Annotated in this window: 12 protein-coding genes; 3 read left to right on the top strand and 9 right to left on the bottom strand. The window is 63.8% G+C overall.

The genetic code is table 11. The annotated features are described in order from the left end of the window. Nucleotides 1-115 precede the first annotated feature (115 nt). Nucleotides 116-1,111: a TRAP transporter substrate-binding protein gene (locus XH88_RS20865; protein ID WP_271670121.1), complete on the bottom strand. Its 996-nt coding sequence runs from the start codon at nucleotides 1,109-1,111 to the stop codon at nucleotides 116-118. 59 nt (nucleotides 1,112-1,170) lie between these two features. Beyond that, entirely contained in the window at nucleotides 1,171-2,883 is a 1,713-nt protein-coding gene (locus XH88_RS20860) for an IlvD/Edd family dehydratase (RefSeq protein ID WP_271670120.1), read from the bottom strand. 172 nt (nucleotides 2,884-3,055) lie between these two features. Here XH88_RS20860 and XH88_RS20855 point away from each other — a divergent pair, with 172 nt between their 5' ends. After that, the gene (locus XH88_RS20855) at nucleotides 3,056-3,739 is read left to right on the top strand and encodes a GntR family transcriptional regulator (protein ID WP_271670119.1); all 684 of its coding nucleotides are present in this window, start codon (nucleotides 3,056-3,058) and stop codon (nucleotides 3,737-3,739) included. A 48-nt stretch (nucleotides 3,740-3,787) separates the two neighbouring features. Here the strand turns inward: XH88_RS20855 and XH88_RS20850 are convergent, their stop codons facing one another. The 3 genes from XH88_RS20850 to XH88_RS20840 form a co-directional block, all read right to left on the bottom strand. Further along, nucleotides 3,788-4,402, bottom strand: a complete 615-nt coding sequence (locus tag XH88_RS20850; protein WP_271670118.1) for a hypothetical protein — start codon at nucleotides 4,400-4,402, stop codon at nucleotides 3,788-3,790. Nucleotides 4,403-4,602: 200 nt separating this feature from the next. Beyond that, nucleotides 4,603-4,899, bottom strand: coding sequence for a hypothetical protein (locus XH88_RS20845; protein ID WP_271670117.1), 297 nt, complete (start codon nucleotides 4,897-4,899; stop codon nucleotides 4,603-4,605). Nucleotides 4,900-5,125: 226 nt separating this feature from the next. Beyond that, nucleotides 5,126-5,950: an NAD-dependent epimerase/dehydratase family protein gene (locus XH88_RS20840; RefSeq protein ID WP_271670116.1), complete on the bottom strand. Its 825-nt coding sequence runs from the start codon at nucleotides 5,948-5,950 to the stop codon at nucleotides 5,126-5,128. 91 nt (nucleotides 5,951-6,041) lie between these two features. Between XH88_RS20840 and XH88_RS20835 the strand changes: the two genes are divergently transcribed. Next, nucleotides 6,042-7,010, top strand: a complete 969-nt coding sequence (locus XH88_RS20835) for an SMP-30/gluconolactonase/LRE family protein (protein ID WP_271670115.1) — start codon at nucleotides 6,042-6,044, stop codon at nucleotides 7,008-7,010. A gap of 203 nt (nucleotides 7,011-7,213) precedes the next feature. Here the strand turns inward: XH88_RS20835 and XH88_RS20830 are convergent, their stop codons facing one another. Continuing rightward, entirely contained in the window at nucleotides 7,214-8,644 is a 1,431-nt protein-coding gene (locus tag XH88_RS20830; protein ID WP_271670114.1) for an aldehyde dehydrogenase family protein, read from the bottom strand. Between the two features lie 297 nt (nucleotides 8,645-8,941). After that, nucleotides 8,942-11,305, bottom strand: a complete 2,364-nt coding sequence (locus tag XH88_RS20825; protein WP_271670113.1) for a transketolase — start codon at nucleotides 11,303-11,305, stop codon at nucleotides 8,942-8,944. A gap of 130 nt (nucleotides 11,306-11,435) precedes the next feature. On the opposite strand from XH88_RS20825, the gene XH88_RS20820 reads away from it, so the two are divergent. Beyond that, entirely contained in the window at nucleotides 11,436-11,897 is a 462-nt protein-coding gene (locus XH88_RS20820; RefSeq protein WP_271670112.1) for an Lrp/AsnC family transcriptional regulator, read from the top strand. Between the two features lie 108 nt (nucleotides 11,898-12,005). On the opposite strand, the gene XH88_RS20815 is transcribed toward XH88_RS20820, so the two are convergent. Together XH88_RS20815 and XH88_RS20810 are read right to left on the bottom strand one after the other, a co-directional pair. After that, on the bottom strand, nucleotides 12,006-13,085 hold the full coding sequence (locus XH88_RS20815; RefSeq protein WP_271670111.1) for a zinc-binding dehydrogenase: 1,080 nt from the start codon (nucleotides 13,083-13,085) through the stop codon (nucleotides 12,006-12,008). Between the two features lie 61 nt (nucleotides 13,086-13,146). Beyond that, entirely contained in the window at nucleotides 13,147-14,088 is a 942-nt protein-coding gene (locus XH88_RS20810) for a DMT family transporter (RefSeq protein ID WP_271670403.1), read from the bottom strand. Nucleotides 14,089-14,255: the final 167 nt, after the last annotated feature.

The raw sequence follows: 14,255 nt of genomic DNA, 5'->3' as shown, positions 1-14,255 counted from the left end.
CTGCGGCTTTCCGTCATGGCCGGGGCCCGTCCCGGCCATCCACGCACTTTCGCGCGGGCTCGAAGGAAGAACGTGGATGCCCGGGACAAGCCCGGGCATGACGACCTTGCTGGACCTAATTGATCGATCGGATCAGATCCTTGATCTTCTCGGCGTGCGGGCCGAGCTCCTTGGCGAGCTTGTCCAGATAAGGATCGGCGATCGCCGTAAAGCTCTTCTTGTCGACGTTGTCCACGACCTTGACGCCCATCTTCTTCAGCTTCTCGGCCGCGCTGCGCTCGAGATCGAACGCCTTCGCCGGCTCCTTGGTGCTGATCTCGTTGGCCGCTGCCTGCACCCAGCCCTTCTGCTCGGCCGAGAGACTCTGCCAGAGCTTGTCGGAAACGAACACCAGCGCGTTGTTGGCCTCGTGCTCGGTAATGTTCAGCACCGGCGCCACCTCGTAGTGCTTGTTGACGAGGTAGACGTTGATGCTGTTCTCGGCGACGTCGACCACGCCGGTCTGCAAGCTGGTGTAGACGCTGCCGAACGGCATGTGCACGGTCTGGGCACCATAGGCCGGAAACATCGTGTCTTCTGTGGCGGTCGCCTGCACGCGGACCTTCAGGCCCTTGATATCACCGACATTATGAATCTCCTTCTTGGAGTACATGTGGCGGACGCCCTGCGAGCCGGTGCCGATCAGGTGCAGGCCCTGCGTGGTCTCCTCGATCATGGTCTTGAGCGCTTCGAACACGCGGGGGTCCGCAAGCCCCTTGATCACGTGCTGTTCGTCGCGGAACAGATAATGCAGCGACATCACGCCCGCCTGCGGCGAGATCGTCGCGGTGTTGGCCGATGAGACGATGGAGAACTCGACGTCGCCGGATTTGACGAGCTGGAGCACCTGCGGCTCCTGCCCGAGCTGGGCGCCCGGATATTGGTCGATGATCATGGTGCCTTTGCTCAATTCCTTGAGCTTGTCGGCAAAGAGGTCGCCGGCGATGGAGTAGCCGGTGTTGCGGGGCTGGTCATAGGCGAAGCGATAATGCTTCACATCCTGTGCCCCCGCGCCCGTGACGAACAGCATGGCGGCCGCAGCCAGCAACGCACGCATGGATCGTGCAGTCATCGTCCCCCCCTGTGTTATCGCTCGCCGCTTTCAGCGGTCTGAGCGCTTGTTGTCAGTCCTTACTCGGTCTTCTTCCCGGTCCTCTGCATGAAATCGAAATCGCAGCCCTCATCGGCCTGCATGATGGTCTCGTTGAACAGCCAGGCATAGCCGCGCCGCGCTTCATCGCGCGCCGGGGGCGGCTTCAAGGCCGCGCGCCGGCGCTCCAGCTCGGCCGCATCGACCAAAAGCTCGATGCTTCGCTTGGCGACATCCAGGCTGATCCTGTCGCCGTTTTTCACCAGCGCCAGCGGTCCGCCGACAGCGGATTCCGGCGTGATGTGGAGAACGATGGTGCCGAACGCGGTGCCGCTCATGCGCGCATCCGAAATGCGCACCATGTCCTTGGTGCCGCCGCGCGCGAGCTTCTTCGGGATCGGCAGATAGCCGGCCTCGGGCATCCCCGGCGCGCCTTTGGGGCCGGCATTGCGCAGGACGAGCACGTCGTCGGCGGTGACGTCGAGATCTGGATCGTCGACCCGCAAGGTCATATCCTCGACGGATTCGAACACCACGGCGCGCCCCGTATGCTTCAGCAGCTTCGGGCTCGCGGCCGACTGCTTGATCACGGCGCCGCGCGGCGCGAGGTTGCCGTGCAGCACGGCGAGGCCGCCCTCTTTCTTGATCGGATCGTCGCGCGAGCGGATCGCGTCCTGCCCTGGCACGTCTTCCGCACTGGCGACGACGTCGCGCAGCGTCTGGCCCGAGATCGTCTTCGCATCGAGATCGACGAGATCGCCGAGCCGCGCCAGCAGCTTCGGCACGCCGCCGGCGTGATGGAAATGCTCCATGTAATGCTCGCCGGACGGCTTGAGATCGACCAGCACCGGTACCTCGCGGCCGATCTGGTCGAACGCTGCGAGATCGAGCCGGTGCGGCGAACGATGCGCCATCGCCGTCAGATGGATCAGTCCGTTGGTCGAGCCGCCGATCGCCTGCAGCACGACCTGCGCATTCTTGAAGGAGGCCGGCGTCAAGAGCTCGCTCGGCTTCGGACCCTTGGTCCTGGCCATTTCGGCAGCCACGCGACCGCTGGCCTCGGCGAGGCGGAATCGCTCGGCATGCGGCGCCGGGATCGTCGCGCTCATCGGCAGCGACAGCCCCATTGCTTCGATCATGCAGGCCATGGTCGAGGCCGTGCCCATCACCATGCAGGTGCCCACCGATGGCGCGAGCCGGCCGTTCACCGCCTCGATCTCGGCATCGTCCATGTCGCCGGCGCGGTATTTCGCCCAGAGGCGGCGGCAGTCGGTGCAGGCGCCCAGCACCTCGCCCTTGTGATGGCCGACCACCATGGGTCCCACGGGAATGACCACCGTCGGCAGATCGGCGCTGATCGCCGCCATCACCTGGGCCGGCAGCGTCTTGTCGCAGCCGCCGATCACGATCACCGAATCCATCGGCTGCGCCCGGATCATCTCCTCGGTGTCCATCGCCATCAGATTGCGCAGGTACATCGAGGTCGGATGCGCGAAGCTCTCCGCGATCGAGATGGTCGGGAACACGAACGGCATCGCGCCCGACAGCATCACGCCGCGCTTGGCGGCTTCGATGATCTGAGGGACATTGCCGTGGCAGGGGTTGTAGTCGCTATAGGTATTGGTGATGCCGACGATCGGGCGCTCCAGCGCATCGTCGGAATAGCCCATGGCCTTGATGAACGCTTTGCGCAGGAACAGCGAGAAGCCGGCATCGCCATAGCTCGTCAGACCCTTGCGCAAGCCACTCGTCATCACATCACTCCTAAGCTGCCATTGTGGTACAGCCTGCCTCTCGATTGTCAATAAGATAGGCGCTCATCCGCCTATTTCTGGACTAGCACACCGCCGATCGGCCGGATTATTGACAATCAGCCCGTTCCTTGCTCCCTAAGGCAAGCCGGCAGGGCGCCGGGAGACTGAGGGCATGTCCGATATCCATACCGCAGACGCGATGCCTATCAGGCGCGATGATCCTGACGACGTCGTCGCGCGGCTGGAGGAGGACATCATCTTCGGCCGCCTCGCACCGGGCGCGCGCCTGACCGAGGACGCGCTGATGTCGCGCTACGGCACCTCGCGTCATTTCGTGCGCCAGGCGTTGGTGGATGCCGAGCGCCGCGGCATCGTCCGCCGCGAGAAGAATGTCGGCGCCACCGTGCGGTTCTATGCCGCCGAGGAGGTCCGGCAGATCTACGAGGTCAGGGAGATGCTGACGCGGCAGGCCGCGCTGATGATCCCCCTGCCCGCACCGCAAGCGTTGATCGACGAACTGACCGCCTTGCAACGGCAATATTGCGCGAAAGCCGATGTGCAGGACCTGCGCGGCATCCACGAGGCCAACGACGCCTTCCACCTCGCGCTGTTCTCGGCCTGCGGCAATCCCTATCTCGTGCGCTCACTGCAGGACTACATGAACCTGACGCTGCCGATGCGCGCGAAGAACCTCGCCGACCGCGACGGGCTCGCGCAATCGCGGCGCCAGCACGAGCTGATGATCGAGCTGTTGAAGGGCCGCGACAGCTGGGCACTGGCGCAGCTGTGCGTGGATCACATGCAGTTCAGCAAGAAGGATTATCTGGCGAGGATTGCGAGCGAAACAGAGCACTAGAGCCCAGGTCGACAGACCTCCCGCGTTCGGCGATCGTAGCCGATCAGATCAAGGAGAAAAGACGCGCGTGCCAGTGGCCCATGACCGCTGGTTTCCAACTGGACTGGCGCCGATTTCCCAGCCGGCGCCGCCCCAGAGAGCGTCAACGACGCCAAGATCGCCCATGCCGTCACGGACAAAGAAGATGTTTGGAGCAGAGTCGGTTTGCAGTGCTCCGCTTTCGCCGTTGGCTTGCAGCTTCAAGAGACACCAGACATCGGCAAGTCTGCTTTCAGCGCGGCCACCCAGCTGAGCGAGGATCCGCGCTGAATTAGCGGGTTTGTTCAAGACATGAGGCTGCAGAGACGTATCGTCGGCGGTTTCGACCTTGACCGCAAACCGGCGCGCAAAGGTCGCTCCAAGCCATGAAATCTTGACAGGCGCGGTGGGCGCAACGTCCTCGCGGAAATGCTCGCGAGCTACGAAGGATTCGCTACCGGGAATGGCGGACGTTGAGGGCGGATCGAGAGGTTCACCAGGCTTACGCTTGAGGGAGCATTCGATCCTCGCACCCGCAAGAAGAGACGCCGAGCTGCCGTCGGCCTTGTTCTCGTCGGCACGCGCGCAGAAGCCGGATGCTGCAAGGACAACGACTAGAAATAGATTGGGCGCAAAGCGGCGCATTGTTGGCGTCCTTGAATTACCGACTCAAGGACAAGGTAAACTTTAGATTGCTGCTGTAAATCGAGGACTAGGTTTCTGGTTAAGCTTAAAGCAAGGAACTTATTTGAGAAAAATGCGAATAGATCTGGAACCACGAGGCGCCTGCTCGGCCGCAACCCGCAACGCAGATCGCGTCAAATCGCAACGGCCACGCGACTCCTCTACTTGCTCGCCAAACGCGCGACAGCCTGATCGGCCGGAGGCACCGGCGAGCCCGGGAGGGATACGGGCTGCATGATCCGGCAGCACCTCGCTTGTGCGCGAAGTGGATCGTTCCACATCCACCGCACCCGCCACGCCGGGTTGTGGGCGTAGGCCGGAATGCGCCAGAACCAGATGGTTTCGTAGACGCTGTCACCGAATTGCTCCACATCCGGGCGTGGCGTTGGCCAGGATGCTGCCGCCGCGACCAGGGCGACCGTCAACACCGCGGCCCCTGACAAAACCATTTTGCGCATCTTTGCTTCCATTATCGATAGAATGAAAAGGCGGTCACTTCCCCGCAACACAATGCATAGAAGAAACGCTCAGTGTTCCGACAATAGAACGCCTATTTCCGAAAACGGAAATCCGGAGCTCTACGGTGCTCCCCTCCTCTCCCCAACGCTTTTCGTATGAAATGAGCGACGCCCGGCGCCGCAAGCGGAGCCGGGAGCGAGCGCCTACGTCCTTTCAGGCATCAGGCTACCGCCTATTCCAATCGATGATCCGGCTCTCATCGCCGTCGAACTCGTTGCTGCAGAACGCGCCGCCCTGGAAATGGTCGCCGATCGGATCCGGCTTCAGCTTGGCCTGCTCGGCCATGGCGTGCGCCACGTGATCCTCGGAGCGGCCGGTCGGGCGATAGCCGAATTGGTAGGCGCGGCTGTTGTCCCACCAAGCGCGCTCGTTCAACGAGACGCCGTAGAACACCTCGAAATGGATATCGGGATGCTCGAGCCCGATCCGGCAGAGCTGCACCAGATCTTCCGGCTTCAGCCACATCGCGATGCGCCGGTGATCGAGCGGCCGCTCGTCGCAATTGCCGATGCGAATGCAGGTGACCTTCAGACCATGCTTGTCGGCATAGAGCGCGCCGACCGCTTCGCCGAACACTTTGCTGACGCCGTAGCGGCCGTCGGGACGCACGGTGACGTCGGTGCCGATCTTCCGGTGACGCGGATAGAAGCCGACGACGTGGTTGGACGAGGCGAACACCACGCGCTTGACACCCTTGCGGTACGCAGCCTCGAACAGATTGTAGCCGCCGATGATGTTGGCCTGGAGAATGTCGTTCCAGGGACCTTCAACCGAATAGCCGCCGAAATGGATGATGCCCTCGACGCCCTCGCAGATCGCCTCGCATTGCGCGAGGTCGGACAGGTCCGCCGCCCGAAACTGCTCGTTCGGCCCGAGATCCTTCGGTGGCCGGATGTCGGAGAGCAGCAGGTCCGGATAAACCGGCGGCAGCAGCTTGCGCAGGCGCGTTCCGATTCCGCCCGAAGCTCCCGTCATCAAGATGCGCGGCATGTCTTTCCTCGTATATGTCGACCGATTTGCGGCCGTAGATATCTGATGGTAGCAGACTTGGACAGAGGGAACGCAATAACGAGAACTGCACATGAACGCTGCATCGTCCCACGCTCTGGGCTGGCAACCGGCGACCTATTATCCCGATCCCGCGATAAAGGCACTCGATCCCCGCTTCGAAAAATACTGGCTGAAGCTTTCGGCCGTGGAGCGGCTGACGACTGGCCTGCGCTGGGCCGAGGGGCCGGTCTGGTTCGGCGACGGCCGCTATCTCTTGTGCAGCGACATTCCCAACCAGCGTATCATCAAATGGGAGGAGGAGACCGGCGCCGTCTCCATCTTCCGGAAACCGTCGAATTTCGCCAACGGCAACACGCGCGACCGCCAGGGCCGGCTGGTCACCTGCGAGCATGGCGGCCGCCGCGTGACCCGCACCGAATATGACGGCACCATCACCGTGCTGATGGATCAATTCAACGGGAAGCGGTTGAACTCGCCGAACGATGTCGTTGTTAAATCGGACGGCTCGATCTGGTTCACCGATCCGACCTTCGGCCTGCTCGGCAATTACGAAGGCTTCAAGGCCGAGAGCGAGATCGAGCCGAACGTCTACCGGCTCGATCCCGTCAGCGGCAAGGCGACCGTGGTCGCCGAAGGCGTGCTCGGTCCGAACGGACTGTGCTTCTCGCCGGACGAGAAGATCCTCTACGTCGTGGAATCCCGCGGCGTGCCGAACCGCAAGATTCTCGCCTACGACGTCTCGGCCGATGGTACCACGATCTCGAACAAGCGCGTCCACATCGATGCGGGGCCCGGCACGCCTGATGGCATGCGCAGCGACATCGACGGCAATCTCTGGTGCGGCTGGGGCATGGGCGATCCCGAGCTCGATGGCGTCGTGGTGTTCGCGCCCGATGGCGTCATGATCGGCCGCATCGCGCTGCCCGAGCGCTGCGCCAATCTCTGCTTCGGCGGCGTCAAGCGCAACCGCCTGTTCATGGCGGCGAGCCAGTCGATCTACGCGCTGTATGTGAATACGCAAGGCGCTGTGGGGGGATAGGGCCCCCTCTCTCCTCCGTCATTGCGAGGAGCTCTTGCGACGAAGCAATCCAGACTGCTTCCGTGGAAAGACTCTGGATTGCTTCGCTTCGCTCGCAATGACGACGGACGCTTTGCTTGCGCTCCTTACCCGCCGCACGATGACGTAACAAAAACGCCGGAGCGGTTGCCCGCTCCGGCGTCATGCTGTTCAATCTCTAAACCTTACGCCGCGTTGAAGCCCGCGACGGCCTTCACTTCGAGGAAGTCCTCGAGGCCGAACTTGCCCCACTCGCGGCCGTTGCCCGACTGCTTGTAGCCGCCGAACGGCGCGGTGCGATCGTTGGGCACGCCCTGGAGATTGACGTTGCCGGCGCGGATCTGGCGACCGACGCGCTTGGCGTCCTCGACGGTCGCGCCGGAGACATAACCAGCGAGGCCATAGGGCGTGTCGTTGGCGATCTTCACGGCGTCGGCTTCGTCCTTGGCGCCGAGGATGGTCAGCACCGGTCCGAAGATCTCTTCGCGAGCGATCGTCATCTCAGGGGTCACATCGGCGAAGATGGTCGGGCGGACATAGAAGCCCTTGTTGACGCCTTCGGGCAGGCCCGGGCCGCCGGCGACGAGCGTTGCGCCCTCGTCGATGCCCTTCTTGATCAGCGCCTGGATCTTGTCCCACTGGCCGCGATTGACGACCGGGCCGATGGTGGTGCCTTCGCCGCGCGGATCGCCCGCCTTGGTCTTGTCGGCGACGGCCTTCGCGATCGCGGCGACCTCCTTCATCTTGGACAGCGGCACGATCATGCGCGAGGGCGCGTTGCAGGACTGGCCGGAGTTGTTGAACATGTGCATCACGCCGCCGGTCACCGCCTTCGTGAGGTCGGCGCCTTCGAGGATGACGTTCGGCGACTTGCCGCCGAGCTCCTGGCTGACGCGCTTCACGGTGGGCGCCGCGCGCTTGGCCACATCGATGCCGGCGCGGGTCGAGCCGGTGAAGGAGATCATGTCGATATCGGGGTGCTCGCTCATGGCGGCGCCGACCTCGGGGCCGAGACCGTTGACGAGGTTGAACACGCCCTTCGGCACGCCGGCTTCATGGAGGATTTCCGCGAAGATCAAAGCCGAGGTCGGCGTGAACTCCGACGGCTTCAAAATCATGGTGCAGCCGGCGGCAAGCGCAGGCGCGACCTTGCAGGCGATCTGGTTGAGCGGCCAGTTCCAGGGCGTGATCATGCCGACCACGCCGATCGGCTCGCGCAGCACCATGGCGGTGCCGACCGGCTCCTCGAAATGATAGTTCTTGAGCACATCGAGCGTGGTCATGAGATGGCCAAGGCCTGCGCCGGCCTGCAGCTTCTCCGCCATCGGCAGCGGTGCACCCATCTCGTCGGAGACGGCGGCGCCGATCTCCTTGAGGCGGCCCTTGTAGACCTCGATGATTTTCGAGAGCAGCACGGCGCGCTCGTCGCGGCTGGTCTGGGAGAAGGTCGCGAAGGCGCGCTTGGCAGCGGCCACCGCCTTGTCCACATCGGCCTTGGAGCCCAGCGCAACCTCGTACATCGCCTCTTCCGTCGCCGGATTGACCACGGCGGTGGACTTCTTGACGGCGGGATCGACCCAGGCGCCGTCGATGTAGAATTGCATGCGATTGACCATCGTTAACCTCTTCTTCGGAAGCTGGAGGGGGGCGTTTCGGCAGGCATCCTTGCACGAAAGCGCCGGCAGTTGAACCCGCCATATGCGGGGCCAGCGTTGCGGCTTACGGAGGTTATATGAGCCGAGGGCGGGAACGTGGCAAGGCTCCCGCAGATGTCATTCCGGGACGCGGCAAAGCCGCGAGCCCGGATCCATTTCACCACCTGTACTGAGGCCCAACGGATTCTCAGGTGCGCAATTGCGCACCATAGCTCGACGCTACGCGTGGCCCCCGAATGACGGGGCCAGTTACCCCGACTACACCGCCATCTTTCGATGCAGCACCGGCGCGCCGGTGGTGAGGCTTTCCGCCGCATCGATGATCGCATTCGCATCGATGCCGTAGTGGCGATAAAGGTCGGCGATGCTGCCGGTCTGGCCGAACTGCTCGACGCCAAGCGCCTCGACGCGATGGCCGCGGACGCTGCCGAGCCAGCCGAGCGCGGACGGATGGCCGTCGACCACCGTCACGATGCCGCAATCGCGCGGCAGCGGCGCCAGCAGTCTTTCGATGTGGCTGAGATGCTGCACGCCGCGCCGATCGCGCCGCAATTTCCGTGCGGCGGTCCAACCCGCATGGAGGCGGTCGGCCGACGTGATGGCGAGCAGGCCAATGTCGCGCCTGTCCTCGCCGATGAAGCCGGTCGCCTCGATCGCCTCGGGCGCGACCGCCCCGGTATAGGCGATCACGACTTCGGCATTGGGACCCGGCTTGCGCAGCCAATAAGCGCCGTCGGTGATGCCCTGCTGAAGTTCCGGCGTCATGATCCGCTGCGCCTGCTCGATGCTGCGCGTCGAGAGCCGCAGATAAACCGAGCCGCCCTCGCCCGGATCGCGCTGCATGTGCTCAAAACCCCACCCCATGATGACGGCGAGCTCGTCGACGAAGGCCGGCTCGAACGAGGCGAGCCCGTCCTGCGCCATGCCGATCAAGGGCGTCGCGATCGATTGATGCGCGCCGCCTTCCGGCGCGAGCGTGATGCCCGAGGGCGTCGCCGCCACCATGAAGCGCGCATCCTGGTAGCAGGCGTAGTTCAGCGCATCCAGGCCGCGCTCGATGAAGGGATCGTAGAGCGTGCCGACCGGCAACAGCCGCGCGCCGTTGATCTGGTGCGACAGGCCGAGCGCAGAGAGCATGATGAAGAGGTTCATCTCGGCAATGCCGAGCTCGAGGTGCTGGCCCTTGGGCGAGGCGTCCCAGTTGTAGGTGGATGGAATTTTCTCGCTGCGGAATAGATCGGCCTTCTCGGCGCTGGCGAACAGGCCGCGCCGGTTCACCCAGGGGCCGAGATTGGTCGAGACGGTGACGTCGGGCGAGGTCGTGACGATGCGTCTGGCGAGCTCGCTGTCGCCGCGCGCGATCTCGTTCAGCACGAGGCCAAAGCCCTGCTGGGTCGACATCTGCGGCGACGGCTTGAAGGCGAGCGGCGTAGGCACCTCGACGACGGGCGCGGTCAGCCGGCGGCCATCCTGGTTGAACGGCACGCGCGCCAGGAACGCATCGAGCTCGGCGGCGCTCTGCGTGAGGCCCTCATACTTGTCCCATTCATGGCCGGGCCGGATGTTCTGGCTCTCGCGATATTTCTCCATTTGTGCGACGGTCATCAGGCCGGCGTGGTTGTCCTTGTGGCCCTGGAACGGCAGGCCGACGCCCTTGATGGTGTAGGCGATGAAGCAGACCGGGCGATCGTGGTCGACGGACTCGAACGCCTCGACCATGCTCGCCATGTCGTGGCCGCCGAGATTCGACATCAGCGCCAGCAATTCCTCGTCACTGCGCTGGTCGATCAGCTTGGTGATCGGGCCCTGATCGCCGATCTCGTCATGCAGATGCTTGCGGAAGGCGGCACCGCCCTGAAAACACAGCGCGGCGTAGAGCGCGTTCGGGCAATTGTCGATCCAGCGCTTCAAGGCCTCGCCGCCGGGTTCGGCAAAGGCCTCGCGCATCAGCCGGCCATATTTCACGATGACGACGTCCCAGCCGAAATTGCGGAACATGGTCTCGAACTTTTCCCAGAGCCCTTCGCGCACGACGGCATCGAGCGACTGCCTGTTGTAATCGACCACCCACCAGGTGTTGCGCAGGCCGTGCTTCCAGCCCTCGGCGAGCGCCTCGAAGATGTTGCCCTCGTCCATCTCGGCATCGCCGACGAGGGCGATCATCCGTCCCTCGCGACGGTCCTTCATCCAGCCGTGCGCCTTGACGTAATCCTGCACCAGCGAGGCGAACAGCGTCTGCGCGACGCCGAGGCCGACCGAGCCGGTGGAGAAATCGACATCGTCGACATCCTTGGTGCGCGAGGGATAGGACTGCGCGCCCTTGAAGCCGCGGAAATTCTCCAGCTTCTCGCGGCTCTGCCGGCCGAACAGATACTGAATGGCGTGGAACACCGGGCTCGCATGCGGCTTCACCGCGACGCGGTCCTCCGGACGCAGCACATGGAAGTACAGCGCCGACATGATGGTGGCGAGCGAGGCCGAGGAGGCCTGGTGGCCGCCGACCTTGAGGCCATCGGCGTTCGGGCGGATGTGGTTGGCGTGGTGGATGGTCCACGACGACAGCCACAGCGCCTTGCGGCTGAGAGCGGTCAGGATTTCGAGACGCGTGGAATCGACGGGCATGGCGATGCTCCGGAAAATAAGGTCGAGCATACGCCTGCCGGAAACGTCAAACTTCTCAATTTTTCGCGCCATACCGGCCGTAATTGGGATAATTTACCAACATTTAGCGCCCATAACAGGTTCCATCCCAATGTCCGAACTCGACGCCATCGACCGCAAGATTCTCGGCCATCTCCAGACTGACAGCCGGATGACCATGCAGGAGCTCGCTGATAAGGTCGGGCTCTCGGTCTCGCCCTGCCATCGCCGGGTCAAGCTGCTGGAGGAGCGCGGCGTGATCTCGCGTTACATCGCAACGGTCGACCAGAAGGCGCTCGGACTGCATGTCAGCGTGTTCATCTCGATCAAGCTGGCGCGGCAGAAGGAGGAGGACCTCAACCGCTTTGCCCGCGCGATCTCGAAATGGGACGAGGTGCTGGAGTGCTATCTGATGACCGGCAACCGCGACTATCTGCTGAGAGTCGTCGCCGCCGACCTCGCCTCCTACGAGACCTTCCTCAAGACCAAGCTGACCCGGCTCGACGGCATCGCCTCGATCGAGTCGAGCTTTGCGCTGAGCCAGGTGAAATATTCGATCGCTCTGCCGGTCTAGACTAGCTGTCTCTCCCCGTCATTGCGAGCGTAGCGAAGCAATCCAGAGTCTCTCCGCGGCAACAGTCTGGATTGCTTCGTCGCAAGAGCTCCTCGCAATGACGGTGCTCTAGCGCCAGGGCTGCACGATGATCTTGGTGTGGGCTTCAGGCTTGGCGAGATCGGCGAACGCCTTTGCGACTCCGTCAAGGCCGACTTCCGCGGTCACCATGGCCGCCGCATCCACCTCTCCTTCCGCGATCAGGCGCAGCGAGGCCGCGAACTCCTCCGGCGTGTAGCCGAGCACGTACTGGACGTTGAGCTCCTTCATGATGCCGAGCATCGGCTCGTTTCTGTCGCTCTCCATGCAGACGCCGACCACGACGATCTTGGCGTCGCGCGGCGCGCCCTCGAACACCTGCTGCAACAGGCCGGGCACGCCGACGCATTCAAAGACGATCGCTGGCTTCAATGCCGGCAGCATGGCCTGGAACGGCGGCCGCGCCGCCTTCTCCGTCTCCGACATCTGCGCGTGCTCGGCCCAGGTCGCGTAGGGCTGCGACACCTTGGGGTCGACGACGATGTCGGCGCCGAGCTTTGCGGCGAGCACGCGCCGCGCCGGCGAGTAGTCGGCGGCGACGATCGGATGCAGGCCTTTGATCTTCAGCGCGGCGATCACCGCGAGCCCGACCGGGCCGCAGCCGATCACAAGCGGCACCTCGCCGCCGCTGATGTTGGCTTTGGCCACGGCATGAACGCCGACGGCCAATGGCTCGGTCAGCGCGGCATGTTCCGGCGCGAGGCCATCAGGCACCTCCAGCAGCAGCGGCTCGCTGAGCAGCATCTGCTCCGCATAGCCGCCGACGAACTCGTTGGAGTAGCCGATGCCCTTGATGCCATCAGGCATCAGCAGTGCGGGCAGCGAGCACACATGCGTGCCCGGCTTGAGCTTGCGCGCGGTACCGGGGCCATAGTCGATAATCTCGCAGCAGAACTCGTGACCGAAGACGACGTCGCGTGACAGATCCATCGGCGTTCGTCCGGTCTTCTTCGCCATCTCCACCATCCGCGGCGCATGCTGGCGCGCATGCAGGTCGGAACCGCAGATGCCGCAGGCGAGCGTCTTGACCAGCACCTGGCCGGGGCCGGGCTTCGGCTCCGCCATCTGGTCGACGACGATCTCACCGTTCCTGAAAATCGCAGCGCGCATCCGGGTCCTCCCCATCCTGTCGGAGCCGTTGATAGCACGAAGTGGGACGCGCTGACTTGCGTCAGGGGTTCGGGGAACGCTCTTCCAGCACCAGGAGCTGGGCCCGGCGGACGCGCTCGCGATGGGCAATGTAGAGGCCGCTAGCCACGATGAAGGCCGCGCCCGTGACGGTCCAGACGTCAGGCACCTCGCCGAACAGGAAGAAGCCCAGGATGCTGACCCACAGCAGCTGCGTGTAGGAGAACGGCGCCAGCACCGAAGCGTCGCCGTAACGATACGCCAGCACGATGATCCATTGGCCGACAGTGGAGGCTACGCCGATCACGATGCCGAGTCCGATCGCGGTCCAGCTCGGCGCGACCCAGACGAAGGGAACCATCATGGACAGAATCGCAACGCCCGTCAGCGCGGAATAGGCCATGGTGGTGAGCACGGCTTCACGGCCGCTCATCATGCGCGTCAGGATCAGCGCGGCGGCCCAGCAGAATGCCGAGATGATCGGGAAGAACGCGGCGGCGTGAAAAGCGCTCGAGCCCGGCCGCAGAATGATCATGACGCCGATGAGGCCGATCGCGGTCGCGATCCAGCGGCGCATGCCGACCTTCTCGCTCAGGAAGATGATCGACAGCGCGGTCACGAACAGCGGCGAGACGAAGCCGGTGGCGGAGGCTTCGGCGATGGGGAGAAAGCGCAAGCCCGTGATGAAGAACAGGGAGGAGCCGAGCAGCGCGGCACCGCGCATCAATTGCAGGCCAAGGCGCTCGGTGCGCATCGCATGCAGCGGCGATCCCGGCAGCATCACCGGCGTGAACATCATTGCGAAGACGACGAAGCGAATCCAGGTGATCTCGATCGAGGGCAAGCTGGTCGACAGATATTTCGCGGTGACGTCGGAGGTGCCGAGGAACACCGTCGACAGCAATACCAATGCAATGCCCTTGAAGGGATGATCGACGCGCGCGAGCGCGCGGCGAGCCTCCAGCTTCTTCTCCGGCATGGACATGGGAATACTGTCGAGCCTTGCGGCTGCGGCGGGCGGCGGTGTCACTGTAGGAACCCGGCAAAAGGCGAATCGAGAACACGGGTAAAAAACGACAAATGCACCGCGTTCACAACTTCCGAAAACAGGATGCCGATATGCGCTCACGTCCGCGCGCGTCAAGGCTCCAT

This window comes from Bradyrhizobium sp. CCBAU 51627, from assembly GCF_028128765.1.
Taxonomy (GTDB): Bacteria; Pseudomonadota; Alphaproteobacteria; order Rhizobiales; family Xanthobacteraceae; genus Bradyrhizobium.
Note: the sequence above shows the minus strand (reverse complement) of the source record. Positions and strands in the feature narration are given on the sequence as shown.

What these genes read in the sequence shown, in the direction of transcription:
- XH88_RS20810 (WP_271670403.1), bottom strand. Translation starts at nt 14,088, where the DNA reads ATGTCCATGCCGGAGAAGAAGCTGGAGGCTCGCCGCGCGCTCGCGCGC.
- XH88_RS20825 (WP_271670113.1), bottom strand. Translation starts at nt 11,305, where the DNA reads ATGCCCGTCGATTCCACGCGTCTCGAAATCCTGACCGCTCTCAGCCGC.
- XH88_RS20820 (WP_271670112.1), top strand. Translation starts at nt 11,436, where the DNA reads ATGTCCGAACTCGACGCCATCGACCGCAAGATTCTCGGCCATCTCCAG.
- XH88_RS20830 (WP_271670114.1), bottom strand. Translation starts at nt 8,644, where the DNA reads ATGGTCAATCGCATGCAATTCTACATCGACGGCGCCTGGGTCGATCCC.
- XH88_RS20835 (WP_271670115.1), top strand. Translation starts at nt 6,042, where the DNA reads ATGAACGCTGCATCGTCCCACGCTCTGGGCTGGCAACCGGCGACCTAT.
- XH88_RS20815 (WP_271670111.1), bottom strand. Translation starts at nt 13,085, where the DNA reads ATGCGCGCTGCGATTTTCAGGAACGGTGAGATCGTCGTCGACCAGATG.
- XH88_RS20845 (WP_271670117.1), bottom strand. Translation starts at nt 4,899, where the DNA reads ATGCGCAAAATGGTTTTGTCAGGGGCCGCGGTGTTGACGGTCGCCCTG.
- XH88_RS20855 (WP_271670119.1), top strand. Translation starts at nt 3,056, where the DNA reads ATGTCCGATATCCATACCGCAGACGCGATGCCTATCAGGCGCGATGAT.
- XH88_RS20850 (WP_271670118.1), bottom strand. Translation starts at nt 4,402, where the DNA reads ATGCGCCGCTTTGCGCCCAATCTATTTCTAGTCGTTGTCCTTGCAGCA.
- XH88_RS20865 (WP_271670121.1), bottom strand. Translation starts at nt 1,111, where the DNA reads ATGACTGCACGATCCATGCGTGCGTTGCTGGCTGCGGCCGCCATGCTG.
- XH88_RS20840 (WP_271670116.1), bottom strand. Translation starts at nt 5,950, where the DNA reads ATGCCGCGCATCTTGATGACGGGAGCTTCGGGCGGAATCGGAACGCGC.
- XH88_RS20860 (WP_271670120.1), bottom strand. Translation starts at nt 2,883, where the DNA reads ATGACGAGTGGCTTGCGCAAGGGTCTGACGAGCTATGGCGATGCCGGC.